17 protein-coding genes and 3 pseudogenes are annotated in these 21,569 nt (G+C 34.1%); 14 read left to right on the top strand and 6 right to left on the bottom strand.

The features are described 5' to 3' along the window. Positions 1–12 precede the first annotated feature (12 nt). A complete protein-coding gene (locus V192_RS0114280; protein WP_025872871.1) occupies positions 13–858 on the top strand; it encodes an alpha/beta hydrolase in 846 nt (281 codons plus the stop codon). 112 nt (positions 859–970) lie between these two features. Here the strand turns inward: V192_RS0114280 and V192_RS0114275 are convergent, their stop codons facing one another. After that, positions 971–1,663 carry an aspartate/glutamate racemase family protein gene (locus V192_RS0114275; protein ID WP_025872869.1) on the bottom strand — a complete coding sequence of 231 codons (693 nt, stop codon included), beginning with the start codon at positions 1,661–1,663 and terminating at the stop codon, positions 971–973. A 299-nt stretch (positions 1,664–1,962) separates the two neighbouring features. Between V192_RS0114275 and ahpC the strand changes: the two genes are divergently transcribed. The 3 genes and pseudogenes from ahpC (at position 1,963) to V192_RS22865 (ending at position 5,663) form a co-directional block, all read left to right on the top strand. Next, a complete protein-coding gene (ahpC, locus tag V192_RS0114270) occupies positions 1,963–2,526 on the top strand; it encodes an alkyl hydroperoxide reductase subunit C (protein WP_010760552.1) in 564 nt (187 codons plus the stop codon). Between the two features lie 95 nt (positions 2,527–2,621). Continuing rightward, positions 2,622–4,310 carry an FAD-dependent oxidoreductase gene (locus tag V192_RS0114265; protein WP_025872867.1) on the top strand — a complete coding sequence of 563 codons (1,689 nt, stop codon included), beginning with the start codon at positions 2,622–2,624 and terminating at the stop codon, positions 4,308–4,310. A gap of 328 nt (positions 4,311–4,638) precedes the next feature. After that, positions 4,639–5,663: pseudogene (locus V192_RS22865) on the top strand (acyltransferase family protein). A 130-nt stretch (positions 5,664–5,793) separates the two neighbouring features. Here the strand turns inward: V192_RS22865 and V192_RS0114255 are convergent. The 3 genes from V192_RS0114255 to V192_RS0114245 form a co-directional block, all read right to left on the bottom strand. Further along, positions 5,794–6,555: an SGNH/GDSL hydrolase family protein gene (locus tag V192_RS0114255; RefSeq protein WP_025872865.1), complete on the bottom strand. Its 762-nt coding sequence runs from the start codon at positions 6,553–6,555 to the stop codon at positions 5,794–5,796. Between the two features lie 87 nt (positions 6,556–6,642). Continuing rightward, complete coding sequence (locus tag V192_RS0114250; protein ID WP_025872863.1) at positions 6,643–7,176, bottom strand: 3'-5' exonuclease; 534 nt, start codon at positions 7,174–7,176, stop codon at positions 6,643–6,645. 126 nt (positions 7,177–7,302) lie between these two features. After that, positions 7,303–8,061, bottom strand: coding sequence for an exodeoxyribonuclease III (locus V192_RS0114245; protein WP_025872862.1), 759 nt, complete (start codon positions 8,059–8,061; stop codon positions 7,303–7,305). 219 nt (positions 8,062–8,280) lie between these two features. Between V192_RS0114245 and V192_RS0114240 the strand changes: the two genes are divergently transcribed. Further along, positions 8,281–9,513 carry a chloride channel protein gene (locus tag V192_RS0114240; protein WP_025872860.1) on the top strand — a complete coding sequence of 411 codons (1,233 nt, stop codon included), beginning with the start codon at positions 8,281–8,283 and terminating at the stop codon, positions 9,511–9,513. A 185-nt stretch (positions 9,514–9,698) separates the two neighbouring features. Here V192_RS0114240 and V192_RS0114235 read toward each other — a convergent pair whose 3' ends face one another. Continuing rightward, complete coding sequence (locus V192_RS0114235; RefSeq protein WP_025872858.1) at positions 9,699–10,835, bottom strand: hypothetical protein; 1,137 nt, start codon at positions 10,833–10,835, stop codon at positions 9,699–9,701. A gap of 577 nt (positions 10,836–11,412) precedes the next feature. On the opposite strand from V192_RS0114235, the pseudogene V192_RS20290 reads away from it, so the two are divergent. Both V192_RS20290 and murB read left to right on the top strand, forming a co-directional pair. After that, positions 11,413–12,326, top strand: a pseudogene (locus V192_RS20290) (Gfo/Idh/MocA family protein). Between the two features lie 70 nt (positions 12,327–12,396). After that, entirely contained in the window at positions 12,397–13,299 is a 903-nt protein-coding gene (gene murB, locus V192_RS0114225; RefSeq protein ID WP_025872856.1) for a UDP-N-acetylmuramate dehydrogenase, read from the top strand. A gap of 42 nt (positions 13,300–13,341) precedes the next feature. Here murB and cbpA read toward each other — a convergent pair whose 3' ends face one another. Further along, positions 13,342–13,986, bottom strand: a complete 645-nt coding sequence (cbpA, locus tag V192_RS0114220) for a cyclic di-AMP binding protein CbpA (RefSeq protein ID WP_025872851.1) — start codon at positions 13,984–13,986, stop codon at positions 13,342–13,344. Between the two features lie 148 nt (positions 13,987–14,134). Here cbpA and rpmG point away from each other — a divergent pair, with 148 nt between their 5' ends. From rpmG to V192_RS0114185, 7 genes and pseudogenes are all read left to right on the top strand, one after another. After that, positions 14,135–14,287, top strand: a complete 153-nt coding sequence (rpmG, locus tag V192_RS0114215) for a 50S ribosomal protein L33 (protein WP_010760564.1) — start codon at positions 14,135–14,137, stop codon at positions 14,285–14,287. Between the two features lie 17 nt (positions 14,288–14,304). After that, positions 14,305–14,475 (top strand): preprotein translocase subunit SecE, encoded by a 171-nt coding sequence (secE, locus tag V192_RS0114210; protein ID WP_025872850.1) that lies wholly within the window; start codon positions 14,305–14,307, stop codon positions 14,473–14,475. A gap of 173 nt (positions 14,476–14,648) precedes the next feature. Then, a pseudogene (gene nusG, locus V192_RS0114205) lies at positions 14,649–15,190 on the top strand (transcription termination/antitermination protein NusG). Between the two features lie 110 nt (positions 15,191–15,300). Then, positions 15,301–16,167, top strand: coding sequence for an alpha/beta fold hydrolase (locus V192_RS0114200; RefSeq protein WP_025872848.1), 867 nt, complete (start codon positions 15,301–15,303; stop codon positions 16,165–16,167). A 39-nt stretch (positions 16,168–16,206) separates the two neighbouring features. Beyond that, a complete protein-coding gene (locus V192_RS21310; protein ID WP_082266041.1) occupies positions 16,207–16,344 on the top strand; it encodes a LacI family DNA-binding transcriptional regulator in 138 nt (45 codons plus the stop codon). Positions 16,345–16,760: 416 nt separating this feature from the next. Further along, positions 16,761–18,137 (top strand): helix-turn-helix domain-containing protein, encoded by a 1,377-nt coding sequence (locus V192_RS0114190; protein ID WP_025872847.1) that lies wholly within the window; start codon positions 16,761–16,763, stop codon positions 18,135–18,137. Between the two features lie 230 nt (positions 18,138–18,367). Next, positions 18,368–21,412: a SpaA isopeptide-forming pilin-related protein gene (locus tag V192_RS0114185; RefSeq protein ID WP_025872845.1), complete on the top strand. Its 3,045-nt coding sequence runs from the start codon at positions 18,368–18,370 to the stop codon at positions 21,410–21,412. Positions 21,413–21,569: the final 157 nt, after the last annotated feature.

Here is a 21,569-nt window from a genome sequence, read left to right as displayed (position 1 = left end):
GAGGGAAACGTCATGAATAATACTAAAAACATAAAAAGAAAACTTCCAAAAATACTTTTGATTGTAGGTGTTGTTCTAGTGTTTTTTCTTTTATTTCAAAAAGGCTTAACGGCATTCGCCGAAAAATTTACACCAACAAGTGAACCTGTGGCAATTCAAACGCCAACGATTTTTGTTCCAGGTACTAATGGAACAGTCAGTCGATTCAATGGCTTGATCAAAACGTTAGATCCAAAAGCGGATGTGCTAAAAGTTACTGTAGCAACAGACGGAACGGTCTCTTCAAAAGGGAAGCTATCCAGTTCAGCTGAACACCCTATGATCGTGATTGCGTTTGAAGACAGTAGTGATGAAACATTGCCCCTTCAAGGGAACTGGTATCAACTAGCATTAAGCTATATTCAAAAAAAGTATTCATTTGAAACATACAATTATCTAGGTCATTCCAATGGCGGATTAGTGATTACTTCTTATCTGGAAGAATTTCAGCAACCTGATGATCCTAAATTAACTAAATTGATAACGCTAGGAACGCCATATAATGATACATCAAAAAAATATAATGACGCCGTGACATCATTTACACAGCCAAAAGAAACTAGCGAATTGCTCAAAGGTTATTTAACGAATCTAGAAAATATTCCTGATACGGTCGAAATGTTAAATATTGCTGGAGAAGTTGATGACACGGCATCGGATAATACTGTTCCTGTACAAAGTGTTTTTGCTGGAAGGTACATTTATCAGGAGCAAGTAGCTGATTATCAAGAAATACTGATTCAAGGAGAAAATACGAGTCATAGTAAACTAGTTGAAAATCAGAAAGTCATTCAATTATTGAAAGATTTCTTTTTGTAAGCTTAAACAGAAGGTGGTGGGACGAAGAAGTTGCTTCTGCTCCCACCGTTTATTCGAATTTAGAGCCCGAAACAAAAACTTATTTTTAGTTTTTATCTTGGGCTCTTTTTACTTATTTTTCCAAAGAATTCAGTGCTGCTTGAACAGCATGGATTTTAGTGGTATCAAAAAGTGGAACGGCAGTATCGCTTTGAGCGACTAGCATACCGATCTCCGTACAACCTAAAATAACACCTTCGGCTCCTCTTTGACTTAATTGATTGATCACCTCTAAATAAAATTGTTTGGAGATATCTGTTGTTTTTCCCAAACATAACTCTTCGTAGATGATTTTGCTGATTCGTTCACGATCTGCTTGTTCTGGAATGAGGACATCAATTTCATGGTCTTCAATCACTTGCTTGTAAAAGTGTTCCTCCATTGTAAATTTTGTTCCTAGTAAACCAACCTTTTTTATTTTATGATGATTTAGTTCTGTGGCAGTCACTTTGGCAATATGGAGAATTGGAATGCTGATTTTTTGTTGAATGGCTTCTGCAACTTTGTGCATGGTATTTGTGCAAATAACGATATAATCTGCACCTGCTTTTTCTAAAGAAAGACAAGCTTCTGCTAAAAGTTCAGCACTTTTATCCCATTGATTTGAAAATTGATATCTTTCGATTTCTTGAAAATCAACGCTAAATAAAATACATTTTGCAGAATGCAATCCACCTAATTCAGCTTTGATAGTTTCATTGATCAATCTGTAGTAATCAGCGGAACTTTCCCAACTCATTCCGCCTAATAATCCGATGGTTTTCATTTTAATTTTACCTCCCTAAATAATTTTTATTAAGTATATCAAATAAAATGAGAACTTGCTTATTTCTCATTATATTTATTACACAGTGTAATTTTAGTTAAAGGGTCATTAATTGAAAATATTTACTGTTATTGAGAATGAAAGAGCTATTTTCTCAAAGAAAAGACGAAAATGGCAAAAATAAAATAACTAAACTATAATAATTCTATTGACATAATAATTTTAAATTGATACGCTAAGAGTGTAGAAAAATCGAGTGGCTTTGCAGCTAACTTTTAAATTTTAGGAGGAATATGTATATGAATTTAATCAACACAAAACTATTAGACTTTGAATGTGACGCATATCAAGATGGAGACTTTATCAAAGTATCAACAGCAGACGTATTAGGTAAATGGAGTATTTTCTTCTTCTATCCAGCTGACTTTTCATTTGTTTGTCCAACAGAACTTGGCGACATGCAAGATCACTATGATCATTTAAAAGAGTTGAATTGTGAAGTTTACTCTGTATCTGAAGATAGCCACTTTGTTCATAAAGCTTGGGCGGACGCGACGGATACGATCGGTAAAATCAAGTACCCAATGCTAGCTGATCCAAATGGTAAAATTGCTCGTTTCTTCGGTGTTTTAAACGAAGATTTAGGTCAAGCATACCGTGGAACATTTATCGTTAGCCCAGAAGGCGAAATCAAATCATACGAAATCAATGATATGGGAATTGGCCGTAATGCTGATGAATTAGTTCGAAAATTAGAAGCGTCTCAATTTGTAGCAAAACATGGCGATAAAGTTTGTCCAGCAAACTGGAAACCAGGTGAAGAAACGATTGCACCAAGTTTAGACTTAGTTGGTAAGATCTAAACGTTTAAATAGACAACCTTAAGACTTCCTTTCTAGGAAGTCTTTCTTAAAATTTATAGAGCAAAATAACGAGATAGACAAAAAGGAGAACATACATGAGTCAAGAAATTTATGATTTGATCGTAATCGGCGGCGGATCAGCTGCTTTATCAGCAGGGATTTATGCGGGTCGTGCGATGTTAGATACATTGATCATCGAAAAAGACAAGATCGGCGGACAAGTAACGACAACATCTGAAATCGTGAACTATCCGGCGATTCGTGCAACAACTGGGCCTGAATTGATGGAAGATATGCGTTTACAAGCATTGGATTTTGGTGTTGATTTTACAACAGATGAAATCATCGATGTTGATTTAAGCCAAACCGTTAAAACAGTTAAATCTGCTACAAAAACCTATCAAGCTTATGCTGTGATCATCGCAACAGGTGCATCAGCACGTAAAATCGGCTTCCCAGGTGAAGTTGAATTTACAGGACGTGGAATTGCTTATTGTTCAACATGTGATGGTGAATTCTTCCAAGGATTAGATATTTTCGTACTGGGTGGCGGATATGCGGCTGCCGAAGAAGCGGTTTATTTAACTCGTTATGGTAAATCAGTGACAATGATCATTCGTGAACCTGATTTTACTTGTGCGAAATTAACAGCAGAAGCAGCCAAACAACATCCTGATATCAAGATCGTCTACAATACCGAAGTCAAAGAAATCACTGGCGATGACTTTGTTCGTAGAGCTGTTTTTGTTAATAATGAAACAGGCGAAGAGACGACTTATGAAGCACCAGCTGACAGTACTTTTGGGATGTTTGTTTTTGCAGGAAATAAACCAAGTACTGAGATTTTTGAAGGTAAAGTTGAATTAGATCGTGGCTATGTACCGACAAATGAAAATATGGAAACCAATGTTCCTGGTGTCTATGCAGCCGGAGATTTACGGATCAAAGAATTACGTCAAATCGTTACCGCGGTTTCAGATGGCGCAATCGCTGCAACCAATGCACAAAAGTACATCACAGAAGAAAAAACAAAAGCTGGCTTGCCGATCGTCAATGAACGTATGGAAAAACGTTTAGCCAAGCAACATGCTGAAAATAAAGAAACACAACCAAAAGCAGAGAAGAAACCTACTAAAGCAACGAGTGGTAATAACACATGGTTCCCTGATGCAATGAGAGAGCAGCTAGGTGGTATTTTCGGTAAATTAACGAAGAATGTAACCTTATTACAAGTCATGGACAGTAGCGAAGAGAAATCACTTGAATTGAATTCTTTCTTAACCGAATTTGCCTCATTAAGCGATAAAATCTTGCTGGAAACTGTTCAAAAAGGTACAGATGCTGACCTAGAAGCGAAATATGGCATCGATAAATTACCTAGTGTAGTTGTTTTAAATGACCAAGGTGAATACACAGGAATCAAATTTAGTGGTATTCCAAGCGGACACGAAGTCAACTCGATCGTTTTAGCTGTGTATAATGTAGGAAGTGCAGGACAGCCAATAGAAGAGCCTGTCGTTGACAAAATCAAGGAACTGCCTAAAAAGAAAGTTCAGATTTTTGTTTCATTGACTTGTCATTATTGCCCTGATGTTGTGGCAGCGTGTCAGCGAATTGCTTCGATCAATCATAATGTTGAAGCAGAAATGATCGATATCGGTGTTTTCCCAGAATTAAAAACAGAAAAGAAAATCATGAGTGTCCCTGCGATGATCATTGATGATAAGGATATTGTTTTTGGTTCTAAAAACATGGATGAGATTGTTGAGATTTTAGAAAAATAGTTTAAAGAGGCCAAGACAAAAGTGTTTAGCTCCGAGAAATAAGCTGGAATTTACGAAAATTGCTCTTCAAATTTTTGTGAATTCCAGCTTATTTCCGAAGGAGCTGCTTTTTTCTCGCTGTTTATTCGGTTTTAGAGTGCACACCAAAACTGATTTTTAGTTTTGTCCCACATTCTTTTTTAGTTATTTTGAGCTTTAAGTGTTTTATACAAGAAGACAAGCAGATAATTATTTTGTGCTAAAGTACTTTAAATGCTTATGAAATCTAGTATAATAGATTAAAGGAGATTTAAATTTGAAAAATTAAGGGGATTATGGTGTATGATACATGAAAGTTAGAAAGTCAAATTTTGAGTTTTTTCGGATATTGAGCGCATTTGTAATTGTAATGCATCATTATGTTGTTCATTCAGAATGGAATTTTGGAGAGAATTTAAGTATAAAACCAATTTTTCTCGATATTGTCGGATCGGCGGGAAAATTTGGAGTAAACTGTTTTTTATTGATTAGTGGATACTTTTTAGTCAATAAAGCATTTAAACCAAAAAAATTACTAAATCTATGGTTGCAAGTATTTTTTTACTCAATATGTATTTTTTTAATATTTGCATTTTTTGGAAAAGATCCCTCTATTTTAAACGTTAAAAATCTTATTGCTGTTAGTTTTCCTATAACATTTGAACAATATTGGTTCATTAGTCTTATGTGCTACTGTACTGTTTATCACCGTTTTTAAATATTTTAGTTGTAAATATGAAGAAAAAGCAACATGTATTTCTTTTAATATTTCTTTTGATGTATTTATCAATTAAGCCAGTTATATCATTGTTGATCATGAATTATGGTGGGGCTGAAAGTGGTATGTGGTTTTTGTTTATTTATCTTATTGCTGCTTATATAAAGATGTATCCCGAATCATTTGCTAAGAGCAGCAAAAGTTATTTTATAAAAAGTGCTGTTGTTTTTGCAATCATTATTTTTTTAATCGTTTTACTCGCTGTTCACAATAATCAAAGTGAGAACGTACTTTCAAAAAGTTTGCTAGTGGGCATTCAAAGTCCTCTTTATCTTCTTTTGGCAATCTTGCTTTTCTGTGGATTTAAAAATTGGGATGTTGGCGAGATACCTGTGGTGAATTTATTAGGATCTGCAACGTTAGGTGTTTATCTGATTCATGACAATAACTATATTCGTTATTATCTATGGAAAGTTTTGACAGCATTTAAAGTTTCGTATTATGGTATAAAGTTAGTTCTGGTGTCTGCTCTAATTATTATCACTGTTTATATTGTGTGCTCAATAATCGATATTTTGCGGCAGAAATTATTTATTTTGATGCGTATTGGAACGTAAGTAATATACTTGAATCGAAAAAATGTAAAGTTAGCTACTGATATTTTAAAAGACCATAAGAAATCTGTTAATCAGGTTTCTTATGGTCTTCTTATTTCAACAACTGTTTATATAAATGAAAAATAAGAGATCATTTAAGCAAATCAATATAATTTGATAATCTAGGTTCAATGGATTGGAAAATCCGCCGAGCAATCTCTTCATGACCTTTTTCATTTGGATGCATATCATCTTTTATGTTTTTATTTTTTAAAAAATTATCAGCACTTTTAGGCTCGATAGTATCTTTTGTATTGGTCCATAAGCTACGAATATTTGCTACAGGAATATCATATTTAGAAGCAACTTTAAAGATAATATCGTCGTAAAGTTGTGATATATTTTGATCTCTGTTCCATGTAGTTACTAAAACGATAAGAATATTTTGTTCTTGAAGTTCCGATATGATATAGGATAAGTTTACTTCAAATTGTTTTAAACTATTCTCATTTTTATAATCTAAAAGATCATTCGTTCCGTATTCTATCGTAACAATGTTTGGTTTTTGCTCTTTGATATCTTCAATGCTTGAAATCCCAAGATCACTAGCTCGTGCCCCAGGATTAAATACTCCTTTTTGCTCAACTTGTACATCATAAGATTCTTCAATTAGATTTGCCAATATATTGGTAAATCTTTGCTCTTCATTTTTGACAATCAGGCCAGCACTTATGCTATCACCCATAGGAGAGTAAGTTAATTTATCGACTTTTTTTGATAGGCTAGATGAAGATAGTGTTTCTTCAGTTTTTGTTTCGTTTACTTCCGGCGACTTTGGCGAAAAAAAATAGTACATCGAAAATAAAATGATAGGAATCAATGCTCCCACTAATAGATATATCGCTTTTTTCATTGATAAATCCTTTCTTACTAATAAGTCTACAAAAAACTATCTACAATGATGATTAACTGTAGATAGAGAGTATAAATAATATCATAACTATTTTATCGTGACAAGTTTTTTCAAAGGCTCAACACCAAAATGTTTCTCTTGGTACAAAAGAATTTCAGCACAAGCGCGACTATCTTCTAGAGCGTCATGGTGATTGTTTAACTGGATATTTAGATTATCACAAATTGTATTTAATTTGTGATTTGGTAGTTCTGGGAATAGCTTCCGGCTAGTTTTCACCGTACATAAGGAAAGATAATTTGGTTGATTGATACCATAATAATCCAAACAGCCAGCTAAAACACCACAATCAAAAGGGGCATTATGAGCAACCACTAAACTATTTGGTTTAAAACACGCTTGTATTTGCTTCCAAACATCAGGAAATTTAGGGGCATCGGCTACATCCTCTGGTTTGATCCCATGGATTTGAATATTTTTCCAGAAAAAATCTGTTTCGGGTTTAATTAAAGAATAGTATTCATCAACGATTTTATTATTTTCTACTTTTACTAGCGCGACAGAACAAGCGCTATGTTTAGCGTAACTAGCTGTTTCAAAGTCTATGGAATAAAAATTCATGTTCATTATCCCTTTCAGTTCAAAATTAATTCATACATGTAGTATAACAAAATGAGTGACGTATAGTAAGTCTAATCGGAAAATATTAAAAGAAACTAAATAAAAAACGAGAGAAGGAAACTCTCGTTAGGCGATTGTCAAATCAACTTCAACTGGACAATGATCGCTACCTGTAATTTCGGTGTGGATCTTTGCACTCGTCAACGCATCTTTCAAGACATCAGAAACGACAAAGTAATCGATTCTCCATCCAGCATTATTTTTCCGAGCATTGAAACGATAGCTCCACCAAGAATAAACGCCTTCTTGGTCAGGATAGAAATAACGGTAAGTATCGATAAAGCCACTATCTAATAACTCTGTGAACTTCTCGCGTTCTTCTGGTGTAAACCCAGCATTTTTTTGATTGGTTTTCCAGTTTTTTAAATCGATATTTTGATGGGCAACATTTAAATCTCCACAAAGAATCACTGGTTTTTCTTTACTCAATTCATTTAAATACGCACGAAATGCATCTTCCCAAGTCATGCGGTAGTCTAAGCGTTTCAGCTCATTTTGTGAATTAGGTGTATAACAGGTAATCATAAAAAAATTAGGGTATTCCAGTGTGATCAGGCGACCTTCTTGATCATGTTCTTCGAGATCCATGCCATAACGAACGCTTATTGCTTCCTCTTTGGCAAAAATCGCAGTCCCAGAGTAGCCTTTTTTCTCAGCATAATTCCAGTATTGGTGATAACCAGGCAACTCCAAATCAATTTGCCCTTCTTGTAATTTTGTTTCTTGTAGGCAGAAAAAATCTGCATCTAATTCATTAAATACTTCCATAAAATTCTTCTTCACAACAGCACGCAGGCCGTTGACATTCCATGAAATACATTTCATCTTGAGGACCTCCTTAAAATAGCATTATTCATTGGTTCTTGTAAATAAGACTTTAGAATAGTTTAACATACATACTTCAAATTTTGGTCTTCTTTGCTGAATTTCTGATTCTGATCAACGAGTATCGTTTTTGTATTCAGTTATTTAGATTTGTGATAAAGTTATAAGAAAACAAGTGGATCATTAGTTAAATTTTCTATATTGAAAGGATCTATAAAATTGAATGCAAAAGAGATTGGTTTATTGATTTATGGGATTGTACTAAGTAGTATTATTGGTGTCATGTCTTTTATTTTTTTAAGATTGGAAGGCATAGGCTCCGAATTACTTTGGGATTTAGTTTCACCTGATCATCGTTTTCGTGTGTTATATATTTTTGGAATTACTTTAATGGGTGGTTTACTATTAGGAGTTTTTCGAACAAAATGGGGGAATTTACCACACACTGTTCATGATTCAGTAACAGAGTTAAAACTGACCAAGACCTTAAATTATAGCAGTGTGTTCCGTAGTTTATTGATTGCTCTTATTGTATTGATTTTTGGCGCAGGTGTTGGTCCAGAAGCAGGATTGTTAAGTGCAATTATTTATTTTTCAGTCTGGCAAGCAGATAAGCTACGTTATTATTACTTTAACTATAGCGAGGTAAAAGACTTATCCATACAAGAAAAAATAGTACGTTTGTTAAATCCTAAAAAATATTTATTGACCTACGATGAAAACAGAGCTGTAGGAGAACGTCAGAAATCGAAAAAAAAGGTTTTCTATCTGTTATTTATTGTGAATGGTTTGATTACTTTTTTTCTCTTGATGAAAATGACAGGACAACCATCTTTTGTTTCTAAAATGGGTGAATCTAATTGGGCTGTAAATGATTTGTGGCTAGGAATACCGTTGGTTCTATTTGGCCTATTGTTTGGAAATTGTTATCGTCTCATTACTAACTTTTTGAAGAAACACCTGGATTTTTGGCAAGAGTTTCCTATTCGTAAAGCATTGATAGGTTCTATAGCAATTTTTTTGATAGGTGTTTTTCTACCAAATTTACTTTTTTCAGGACAACTATCTCTTTCACTTGCGCCATTTGTAGGAAGTCAGGCTTCGTTTTTGGTGCTGACGATGATTGCCTTGATCAAATTAGTATTTTTGCAAGTATGTTTGAATACAGGATGGATCGGTGGAGATATCTTTCCGATCGTATTTTCTGCGATCATTCAAGGTTTTGCAGTATCACAGTTATTTCCACAAACGGACCGCCTATTGATTGTTGCCATCGTGAGTACTAGCATTGCTATAGCAATCATCAAGGCACCATTTCCAGTTGGCGTATTTATGATGTTGTTTTTCCCGCTAAATTTAAGCCCAATCATTTTAGCGGTAGCTACGATTTTATTTTTAGTCAAAAAAGGATCGAATCTATTGATCCCAAAGAAAACAGTGAATCAAAAATAGAATAAATATCATGTATCGGACTAGGAATATTTTTATGAAAATAGGCGTTATTTGTTTTAGTATCAAGTAACATTCATACTTTCTACTCATAAGGAACAACGAAGTGCAGTTCACTTTCATACCGTTCCTCTAAATATAAGCTGCGGATTCTTTTACTCTATCTTAGATCAACTTAAGGCGTATGATTAGTGACTATCTAAAGCTTTTTTGTAATCATAAGCTATTTCTTTTTGTAAATTAGAATTAGTATTGTGTCGATATCGTGTTATTTGATTTTTAATCAATGACTTAAAAAAAGGCCCATTAGGTGAATAACTTGTGTTGTATAATGGCACTGTTATTGTAGACTTAATTTTTTCAGTTGCTTCGGTATATTTTGAATTACTGGTAGAGTATTTAACAGAATAGGTGATTTTGCTACTCTTATTTGGCACTATAAATAAATTGATTTGTTCGCTGGAATTAGCAACTATCTTTTTATTTACTGGTACAGAATAGCTCTTAGCAGCATTATCTATATCTAATAAAAGGACAGCTGTTTTATCTTGAATACCTGCTCCCAAACCACCAAATGAAAATCTTTTAGCTGATCGATCATAGTAGATAGAATGTATTTTAAATTTTTTATTAGATGTTAATTCAGTTATTCCAAATGAAATAGCATGATATTTTTCGTTTTTTTCAAATAATTTATGTAATTCGTCTGAAAGGTTCAATTCAAAAGATTTTAAAATATCACCAGAATATAATGAATCCTTTTTTTTTGTTTTAGTCGAGAATAAGTTTTGAATATCTTTAGATGATAATTTATTCTGGACTTGGTCAATATCTTCTAATGTAACTGACAACTCGAACTCTGAATCTTTTAAGTTTCCTAAACCATTATTGATAATAAAAATTATTAATTTATTGTTATCTAAGCCGTAACTAATTTCTAAGTCAGGTTCTTTTATTGGCTGAATATTATCTATTTCAATAGTAGCATCAGAAACTATTAAATCTCTTGAAGTGTTGTTTTTTAGAGTAGATATATTAGGAAGAAAAAAATAAGAGTCATTTGATTTCTGGATATTCTTTGGGGTTGCTAGAACATATGAGTTCATATTTAATGATTCAGGGTTATAGACTGGTTCAGTCTTATTCTGAGTGACTTCTATATTACTTTGAAAATTACTTAGAAATGGAAAAATTATTTTTTCTGTGATACTAATAATAAAAAGAGTGAACGTAATAATAAATGTGTAGATTATAATTTGGTATTTCATTTTTTCTTGTGAAGTTTGCAGTCTTTTTTCTTTTCTGGAAATAATAAACACCTCCATTGAGAATTATATCATTAATCTATATAAGAAGAAATAGATGACTTTTTGAAAACGGAAGTGTTTTATAGTATTGGAGCTACTCAAAGAAACGTAGCTACTTTGCTTTCACAATCTAATTTCTTAATTTTGATTTGTTCAGCTTTCACCAAACTGATAAATTCTGCGGAAAAAGCATGGAACAAATGTCCTAATACGGCAAGAGGTTCTTGCCAAGAGTCTAAATGATCTAGTAAATTTTGTGAATCAGTAATATCTTGATAGGGAATTGCTTTTAAGTTATGTAGTTCTTTTTCCGTAATAGTTCTCTCCTTTTTTGAAGCGCTGAATTTCGTGCTTCAGTACTTCTTAATGTACGCATTGACTTAGGCAACTTTTTAAATTGGCGGTAGAAATGACTTGTATATGATTAGTGTAAGTCTGGCAGAATTTCTATCGTTTTCTTTTCCATATATTTACAAATAGATTCAATGTAAATACAGAGGTTCTAAATAAATTGATTTTAAAATCCTTTTTTCTTAAGAACTACCCTAAAATGTAGTACTATGAGTAAAGAATGATTTAATCAAGGAGGACCTTCATGAAAATCGGAATTATCGGCTTAGGCAATATCGCACAAAAAGCGTATTTACCTGTATACTCTCAACTAAGAGACCAAGCAACATTTATTTTAGCTACCAGAAATGAGCAAACCCGAAAAGAAATTAGCGAAAAATACGGCTTCAAGGAAATGGTTGCTTCAACAGAAGAGTTGATTGAAGCTGGAATATCGGCTTGTTTTGTCCACGCGGCAACTAAAGTTCATGGTCAACTGGTAAAACAATTATTAGAAGCTGGCATCCACGTTTTCGTCGACAAGCCTTTAAGTGAAAATCTAGCAGAAGTCAAAGAAATCCAAACACTAGCGGCAGAAAAAAATCTCCTGTTGATGGTTGCTTTAATCGCCGTTTTGCACCATTCGTAGAAGAATTAAAAGCAATTGAACATAAAAATATGCTGCTGATTCAAAAAAATCGCGTTGCATCAGAATCTGCAGTTAATTTTGTGATTTACGATTTATTTTTACATGTAGCTGATACACTTGTTTATCTACTAGATGATGAGATTCGGCAAGTTCAAACAAAAATCATTGAAGAAAAAGGCTTGTTAAAAAGAGCCATACTACATGTGGAAACAGAAACCACAACAGCAATTGCCTCAATGAATCTCTATTCAGGAGCAAATACAGAAACATACCAATTAACAAGTCCAAAAGGAACATTCGAGTTAGAAAACCTCACGGACTTAACCATTAAAAATCAGCTAGGAACGCAACAAAAAAACTTTGGCGATTGGTCAACAACGCTAGAAAAACGCGGATTCCAGCAAATGGTAGAGGAATTTATCAAAGCGGCTCAAACAAATGATGGAACGCATTTAAAACAAGAAAAAGTTTTCACAAGTCATGAGCTATGTGCCCAAATGCTACGCAAGCATCAAGAACATATTTTATAGACTCAGACTAGAAAGTTTCTCTTTGGCATGCTAGAATAAATAGGATGTTTGAAAGAAAGGACGACTTTCGATGAATAAAATTGAAATGATGACTGAATTAACGGATATAACGTTACTATTTGATGAACCTTTGATGAACTTTACCTTTACAAAAACGGGTGGACCTGTAGACGTTTTAGCTTTTCCAAAATCAAAAGCTGAAGTGAGTACTCTGGTCGAATACTGTAGAAAACATGATATTCCATGGCTTGTTTTGGGCAATGCCAGCAACTTGATTGTACGCGATGGTGGGATTCGGGGAATGGTGATCATGTTGGAAAACATGAAAGAAATCAGTGTTTCTAACAACCAAATCATTGTGGAAGCAGGTGCAAAATTGATCGATACAACATACGTTGCATTAGATCATGATTTGACGGGCTTTGAATTCGCTTGTGGGATTCCAGGAAGTATCGGCGGAGCTGTTTATATGAATGCTGGTGCTTACGGAGGTGAGATCAAAGATGTTTTCACTAGTGTCGATGTTTTGTTGGAAGACGGAACGATCAAGACGTTTACAAATGAGGAGATGGCATTTTCTTATCGTCACAGTGCGATTCAAGATATGCACTGTATCGTGTTAGAAGTGACATTTTCTTTAGAAGAAGGAGAACATAGCGTGATCAAGAGCCAAATGGCTGAACTGACCGAGCTTAGAGAATCCAAACAACCATTAGAATATCCATCTTGTGGTAGCGTATTTAAACGACCAGAAGGACATTTTACGGGTAAATTGATTCAAGATGCTGGCTTACAAGGACTGAAATGGGGCGGTGCTCAAATTTCAGAAAAGCATGCTGGATTTATTGTAAATATCGATCAGGCGACAGCAACAGACTATGTCGAATTGATTGCACATATTCAACAAGTGATCAAAGAAAAGTTTGATGTTGTATTAGAGACTGAAGTTCGTATTATTGGTGAAGAGCGTTAAAAAAGAAGCCTTTTAATTGGAGGCTTCTTTTTTATTATTATTTTATTCAGCATTTGCTTGCAAATCTTCGATCTCAACGACTTTAAGATTTTTACGCTCTAAATTCTCAACAATAACCGCACAAGTTTCTTCAGTTGTTTCGGCAGGTAAAGTGATCAAGGTACGGCGGATAAATTCATCCTCACCGATATCTAGTGTAATACAGCTGGCGATACTGCTATGTTTGGCAATGATTTTCGTCATAGCGGCCAGATCCCCTTGTTTACCTGTTGTCGCAATTGTCAAAACATAACTACCCCGTTGAATATTCCAAGATTGAGCCAGGATATTCAATAACGTACTATGCGTTAAAATTCCATAAAAATAGTTATTCTCATCTAACACAGCGATGTAAGGTAATTCTTTGATCGTAAAGAAAACTTTGAAAAATGATGTGTTCACGAAAATAAATTTTGTTGCGTTTTTTAATAAATAAGTTACTGGTAAACTCATGTCTCCACCGTTTGCTTTGTGGCGGTAGATGTGCATTTTATAGATATTTCCTCTAAAAATCTTTTCCGATTCATCTAAGATCGGTACACAGCGATAACCTGAATCTTCTAAGATCTTTAAAGCCTCTTCTAATGTACAAGATTCATTGACGGTTGTAAGATTTTTCTTTTTGATAACAACGGATTTTAATAACATATTTTGACCCCCCGTAGGTTAAATTCGTCTGACAAGCTAATGATAACATAATTTGAAAAAAAACCATAGTTTATTGAGTATCCATTGACATTTTACTGAAAGAATGATAATGTTATTGAGTAAATTTGTGAATAGAGGAGGTTGAACAATGGCAACAAAAAAATCAGCACTTGCTTGTTCAGATTGTGGCTCCAGAAACTATTCTAAAGCCGTCAGTGAAGGAAAACGTGGAGAGCGGTTAGAAATCAAAAAATTCTGTAAATACTGTCAAAAATACACGTTACATAAAGAGACGAAATAGATTTAGGAGGAGCTCAAATGAAATTTTTACGTAGTGTTAAAGATGAGATGAAGCAAGTTTCTTGGCCATCTAAAAAACAATTACGCAAAGACACGTTGGTTGTTATCGAAACATCAATTATTTTTGCAGCATTATTCTTTGTAATGGATACTGTGATCCAAACTGCTTTTGGCTGGATCCTTAAGTAATTCAAACTAGTATTTCATCATGAGAAGTGCTATAATAACACATGAGGAAAAACTTCGGGGAACTGAGGTTTTTTTATTTTCACATGAGAAAAAGAAGCTGAGTGCAAGGGATTACTTGTTACTCTTAATGTATTGTTTCACAAACTACTAAACCCAAAGGAGCAGAGACAAAAATGGAATCATTTGAAAAAATTGGTATGTATTGCATACATACTCTGGTTACGAAAATAAGGTAAAAGCGAACATCGAATCACGTGCACAAAGCATGGGCATGGGGGATTTCATTTTTCGTGTAGTCGTTCCAGAAGAAACAGAAACAGAAGTAAAAAATGGTAAATCTAAAGAAATCGTTCATAAAACGTTCCCAGGTTATGTGTTAGTTGAAATGACGATGACCGATGATTCTTGGTATGTAGTACGTAACACACCTGGTGTTACTGGATTTGTCGGCTCTCATGGTGCCGGAAGCAAGCCAGCGCCATTATTACAAGAAGAAATCAATCATATTTTACGCTCAATTGGCATGAGCACACGTCAATCTGATTTGGATGTTGCATTAGGCGACACTGTTCGTATTATTGAAGGTGCATTCTCTGGTCTTGAAGGTGAAGTAACAGAAGTGGATGAAGAACGTCAAAAATTAAAAGTGAACATCGATATGTTTGGCCGTGAAACAAGTACAGAACTAGATTATGAACAAGTGGATTCAATCTAAAAATAGAAAGCTGAAACATGTCTGTTTTGGTAAGAAGAGAGTGGAGCAAAACTAGCCTTAGTTTTGTCCTACTCTCTTCTTACTATAGTGATAATTGAAAAGGAGATAAAATGAGAAAAACAAAGTGGTATCTACTTATAGCGGTCTTTTTTTTGTTGGTTTTTACTAGTTGTACTGATAAAAAAGTTTCTAATGATGAAGAACAACAAGCCACTAAAAATTCAAAAATTAGTGAAACGATTCAAAAGTCTTCTATCCCAACACTTTTTGTCCATGGATATGGCGGTGGCAATAATTCTTTCGGCCGCATGATCAAACGAATGGAAGGAAGTAATCAGACTAAAAAAGAGCTAGTTTTGACGGTGAGTCCTGATGGGGAAATTCAAGCAAAAGGTAAGTTGACTGGGAATAAAACGAATCCTAGTATTCAAGTTCTATTTACCGATAATAAAAATAATGAATGGAATCAAGCAGAATGGATCAAAAATTGTTTGACTTACATTCGAGATAAGTATGGGATAACAGCGGTCAATTTAGTGGGACATTCAATGGGTGGAGCAAGCTCTCTTCGGTATTTAACTACTTTTGCTGATGATACAAGCTTACCTAAAATCCAAAAGTTTGTGGGAATAGCAGCGCCTTTCAATAACTTTGTCGAATTATCTGATGGAGAGACATTAGACGATGTTATAAACAACGGACCTGCGATTCAAAGTGAACGATATGCTGATTATGTCAGTGGAATCGAAAAAGTCTCAAAAGATATGAGCGTTTTGATCGTTGCAGGTGATGTGGAAGATGGCAGCTTAAGTGATGAAGCTGTTCCTGTTGCAGATGCAGTAAGTGTAGCAGCGTTGTTTAAGGAACATGGCAACGAGGTACAAGAAAAAATCTTTTATGGAAAATCAGCACAACATAGCCAACTGCACGAAAATAAAGAAGTAGATCAACTTGTTGCAGATTTTCTATGGAAATAAACGACTAAAACCTGTGTATCTATAAAGAAGGAAAAATCGATGAAAATCAGAATGAAAGATATTGCAAGGATGGCCAACGCATCTGAAGCTGTAGTTTCGTTAGTGTTAAATGATGAACCTTCTAGAATCTCTTACACAACAGAGAATGAGGTTATTGCGATTTCAGCTGAAAAGTAGCAGTTGCTGATACGACAGGCGCAATACGTTCAACTACTAAACTTGGAGCACAAGCTGGAATGCCAACTTTGCCCGAAATTGAAATATTTTAACTATATGAAAACTGTACCAAAGATTTTTCTGAAGTGGAAAAGTAAAAAAACATACTAAAAATTAGAGGGGAAACTTATTGGTAGATGAGTTTTCCCTCTAATTTTTAGTATGTTTTTGTTTGCACAATATTCTTTATAAGAAAAAGTGTAGAAAAGAAGTGAATCAATTGAACTGTAAAATTTAAACAAATCAGCTTTTTAGTATATAATATTGAATGAAATTATAGGTATCAACCTATTTTTAGAAAGTTGTTTCAAGAAGAGTAGCTTAGAGCTTCGTTAAGCGTGAGCGATAAAAATCGGGATAAGTTAGAGGTGCACAATTTGATAACACTATTGGATAGCAATGAAAAACGAATCATAAATGAATTGTGGTTAATGAATCTAAGCAATGGCTCTATGCCGTTAAATCTTTTAAAAGAGCAAATTGGTTGTTCTTTAAATACACTTAAAAATGATCTAACTCAGTTAGATTCTGACTGGTATGATATTTTGGATGTGCACATAGATGAAAATCAAATCGTCCATATCGATCATTTATCCAATGGGACAATCGATCAAGTATTAACGAATATACTCTATAATAATGTCAATTTGAAGATCTTATTACTACTGTTTAAGGAAACAAAAAGAGACGCAACCTATTATATAGAGCAAGTATATTGTAGTTTGCCGACATTTTATCGCTCAATAAAAAAGCTGGAAAAGTTTTTTAGGGGTTTACCAATAAAGCTAGTAAAAAAGAATAATCTATTTTATATTGAAGCAGAAGCTGGCGAACATGTATTACGTCACTTTTTTACTCTATTGTTTATTGAATTTTATCGAAGACGTTTATTGGAATTTATTCCCGACTACTACAAGTTGAAGCAAAAGATTCAAAAAGAAATCATCCCAAAAGACCAGCAACCATCTGAACAGCTTATTCTATTTTTAACTGTTTTGTATTTTGTTTCTATGTGGCGAGAGAATCAAGGGTATCACTTAGAGGAAACTACCTCTACTGATATTCATGAAAAATTGAAGCGAAGACTATCTGATTATTTTTATAATTGGGATTCCGAGGCTGAAATGGAAATGGTCATGCAAGTCTCCGCTGATTTTTCCAGTGAATTTGTTTCAAGATTCGAGGTTACGATGGAAGAAGTTCAACCGTATTTTCAGGAAATGTTGCGAGAATTTTATCTGAATCGTAAGCAGTTTTCTTATGGAACGGATTCTATAGTTGATCGCTTAAGAATGTTCAATCGATTGTTTGCTTTTCGAAACCCAGTGATGTATTCGACTCTTTTTCAGTTATGCTCGAACTATTTAAGTAAATTGAATCTGAATGAATCAATTTATATAGATACATTGATTAGTGAAATATCAATGAAATTTCCCTTTTTAGTTGATCGAAAGCTAACCTTGACTATCGGTGTATTCAGTGACTTTAGTAAAACGCATGCCAGTTTTATTGAAAAAAAACTGAAAGATCAAGGGGATCACTTAGGTCTCATTAGTTTTGAGGCAGAGAGTTTCAACCATATACAGGAAGTTGACACTACCAAATATGATCTGATTGTTTCAACGGTTCGACTTCAAGGTATTCTGTGTCCTGTATTCGTAATAGAGGACTATCCTGGAGAGTATCAATTTTATCAATTTAATGAATTTTTGAAAAAAATAGCCCAAGATAAATTTGAGCGGTTATTATTATAATCATCAGAAATTTTTTTGATTAAATTCAGTTTTTGTGTGAGTGAGTCATGACTTGTAAAGTTATGATTGACTCACATTTTTTATTTTTTTGTGTTTTCATGAACAATGTCAACAAAAAAGTTTTGTCAAAAAATGAAAAATAAAATAAAAATTTGAGAAAAATTTCTGAAAATAATCATGTATACTTTCGTTGCTAGATAGATGTATCAAAATTTCAAGGAGGAAAAACAATGCACAAAAAAGTAGGATATCTGTTGTTGATCATTACTTTGATCTTGCCGATTTTTTTTAATTTAGTACCTATGAAAGTCGAAGCAGCAGGAAGGGATATTTCTCACAGTCACATTAAAAACATCAGTATTGATCCAATGCAAGCAGAAACCGGAGATCAAATAAGTATTGAAGTAGCATTTGATAATTCAGCCGGTGATATTAAAAATGGGGATTATCTTACTTTATCTTGGCCCCAGGTTGGCCTGACTATTTTGGAGGGGTATGAAAAAACGTTCTATTTAACAATAGATGGCGTTAACGTAGGAACGGTACATATAACAACGGATGGAGCGGTAGCTACTTTCAATGAAAACATAGAAAATATCGAGAATATCAAGGGTGGTTTTAATTTTGAGGCAGTTGTACACAATGATAATTCACAAGAGTCTACTGAAACGATTTACATAAATGGCGGACAAATTCAGACTGGCGTAAATGTTCATACTGCAGGACATGGATCTTCAGGATCAGAATATCCGTTTTTGGTTAAATCCGGAGTGATTCATCCTGAAAATCCTGAACAAATTTCATGGGATGTTAGTGCAAACTTAGAAAGAGATGTATTAGATGGAAAAATTTCAATCATCGATCAGATCAGAAATGTTCCTACAGACCACCAATTGATCCCTGAAAGCTTTAGAATTATCTTAGCTGGCCGAGAAAATAAAGATTACATTGGTCTTTCAGGAATTGAGCAATTTTTGAGTGAACATTCAGGTGCGATTTTCGATTATGATGTTAACACTGGTAAAATTGAAGTTGTTTTACCTTACTCAGATGGATCTGAAACCTCTATGCGTATTCTCTATAAAACTCAAATCATCAATAATGATGTAGAATTTTTCACAAATGATGCAACAGCTGAATATCGATTACGTGACAAAGATTATGAGACACAAACAGTGAGTAAAGAAGTCGAAAACATCAATGTGGGTTCTTGGATCGAAGGGTCTACGGTTGGTAAAATAGAATTGCAAAAGGTAAGCAGCGAAGATAGTACTCAACTATTGGAAGGCGCTATATTTGACCTGATCGATCCTAAGGATAATAGTGTGATTGAACAATTAGTCACAGACGAATTAGGGAAAGCAACTTCTCAGAAAATTGAATTTGGTGAATATATCTTGCAAGAAACAAAAGCACCAGTTGGCTTTGAATTAGATCCTACACCGGTCAAAGTAACACTAGAAAAAAATAAAGAAACAAACAATACCGCATTTATTACACTTGAAAATACACCGGAACAACCATTACGACCATTAGAACCAGCGAAACAATTTGGTGGACTCAAAATCATCAAAAAAGATTCTGAAAATAATCAGGTATTGAAAGATGCTGTTTTTGAGCTGAAGAATGAGGCTGGCGAAACTGTTGAAAGTGGTCTAACGACTAACGATCAAGGGATAATTGAAGTAGCACATCTACCTATTGGAACGTATCAAATAATAGAAACAAAAGCACCAAAGGGCTACCAATTAGACACGAAGTCTATCCAAGTGAATGTTCAGTTTAATGAAACGGTTGAAGTAACTGTTTTAAATAATAAAGAGCTTTCAGAATCAGAATTGCAGCCTAGTGAACATTTTGGTGCAATCAAAGTTATCAAGAAAGATCGAGAAGATTTACGTGTGCTTAAGGGCGCAGTTTTTGAGTTGAAAAATGCATCTGGAGAAGTTGTAGAAGATGATTTAACAACGAATGAACAAGGGATAATCAGTGTCTCTCATTTGGCTGTTGGTGAATATGAACTAGTAGAAGTAAAAGCGCCTAAAGCACATAGAATTGAAAAAACACCGATTCATGTGACAGTTAAGTTTAACGAAACAACTGAAATCACAGTCTTCAACAGTAAGGAAATTCCAGATACAGAACTGTTGCCAAGTGAGCAATTTGGAGCACTTAAAGTCATCAAAAAGGATCAAGAAAATCAACAAGTACTAGAAGGTGCAGTTTTTGACCTGAAAAATGAAGCTGGAGAAGTGGTAAAAAGTGATTTAACAACGAATGAAAAAGGAATCATCGAAGTCGCTCATTTACCAATCGGAAGCTATGAATTGATCGAAACCAAAGCACCAAAAAATTATCAAATAGAAAAAGCTCCTATCCAAGTAACGGTTAAGTTCAATGAAACAACTGAAATCACAGTCTTTAATAGTAAGGAAATCTTAGCAACAGAACTGTTGCCAAGTGAGCAATTTGGCTCGCTTAAAGTCATCAAAAAAGATCAAGAAAATCAACAAGTACTAGAGGGCGCAGTTTTCGACTTGAAAAACGAAGCTGGAGAAGTGGTAAAAAGTGATTTAACAACGAATGAAAAAGGAATCATAGAAGTCGCTCATTTACCAATTGGAAGTTATGAATTGATCGAAACCAAAGCACCAAAAAATTATCAAGTAGAAAAAGCAGCAGTAGATGTAACAGTTAAATATAATGAAACAACTGAAATCACAGTCTTTAATAGTAAAGCAATTTCAGAGACAGAACTGTCACCAAGTAAACAATTTGGATTCCTCAAAGTGATTAAGAAAGATAAAGAAACCCAAGAAGTATTACAAGATGCTGTATTCGATTTGCAAAATGAGGCAGGAGAAGTAGTCAAAAGTGATTTAACGACTAACGAAGAAGGAATCATCGAAGTCTCACATTTACCTATTGGAAGGTATCGATTGATCGAAACAAAAGCGCCAACGGATTACCAATTAGAAAAAACGTCAGTACAACTAGAAGTTAAATATAACGAAACAACAGAAGTAACAGTATTCAATAGCAAAAAAGAATCTATGTCTGTCATTGAACCAAACAAGAAAACCGATTCTACTAAAAATGATCCTGTTGCAAAAGAAAAATTATCTAACCCTAATAAAAACATGCACAGTTCCAACAAAGAGCAGCAATTGCCACGTACTGGTGAAACAATGAACACATTAGTTTGGCTATTAGGAATCATGATTTTAATTACAGCCGTAAGTTTGCTGACAGTCAAAATTGGCTATAGACAATAATATCGAAGACTTCAAAAAGTTTTTGATAATGGAATGATTTTATGTGAGAATGTGAAAGAATAACGTAGAGCAAAAGTTGCTCATACTGTATTTATCGCGGAAGTTTTTTATAGCTCAAAATAGGACGAAATTCACAAAAAGCGGGAGACCAATTTTT

This window comes from Enterococcus crotali (genome assembly GCF_000633635.1).
In the GTDB taxonomy this organism is placed as follows: domain Bacteria; phylum Bacillota; class Bacilli; order Lactobacillales; family Enterococcaceae; genus Enterococcus_L; species Enterococcus_L crotali.
Note: the sequence above shows the minus strand (reverse complement) of the source record. Positions and strands in the feature narration are given on the sequence as shown.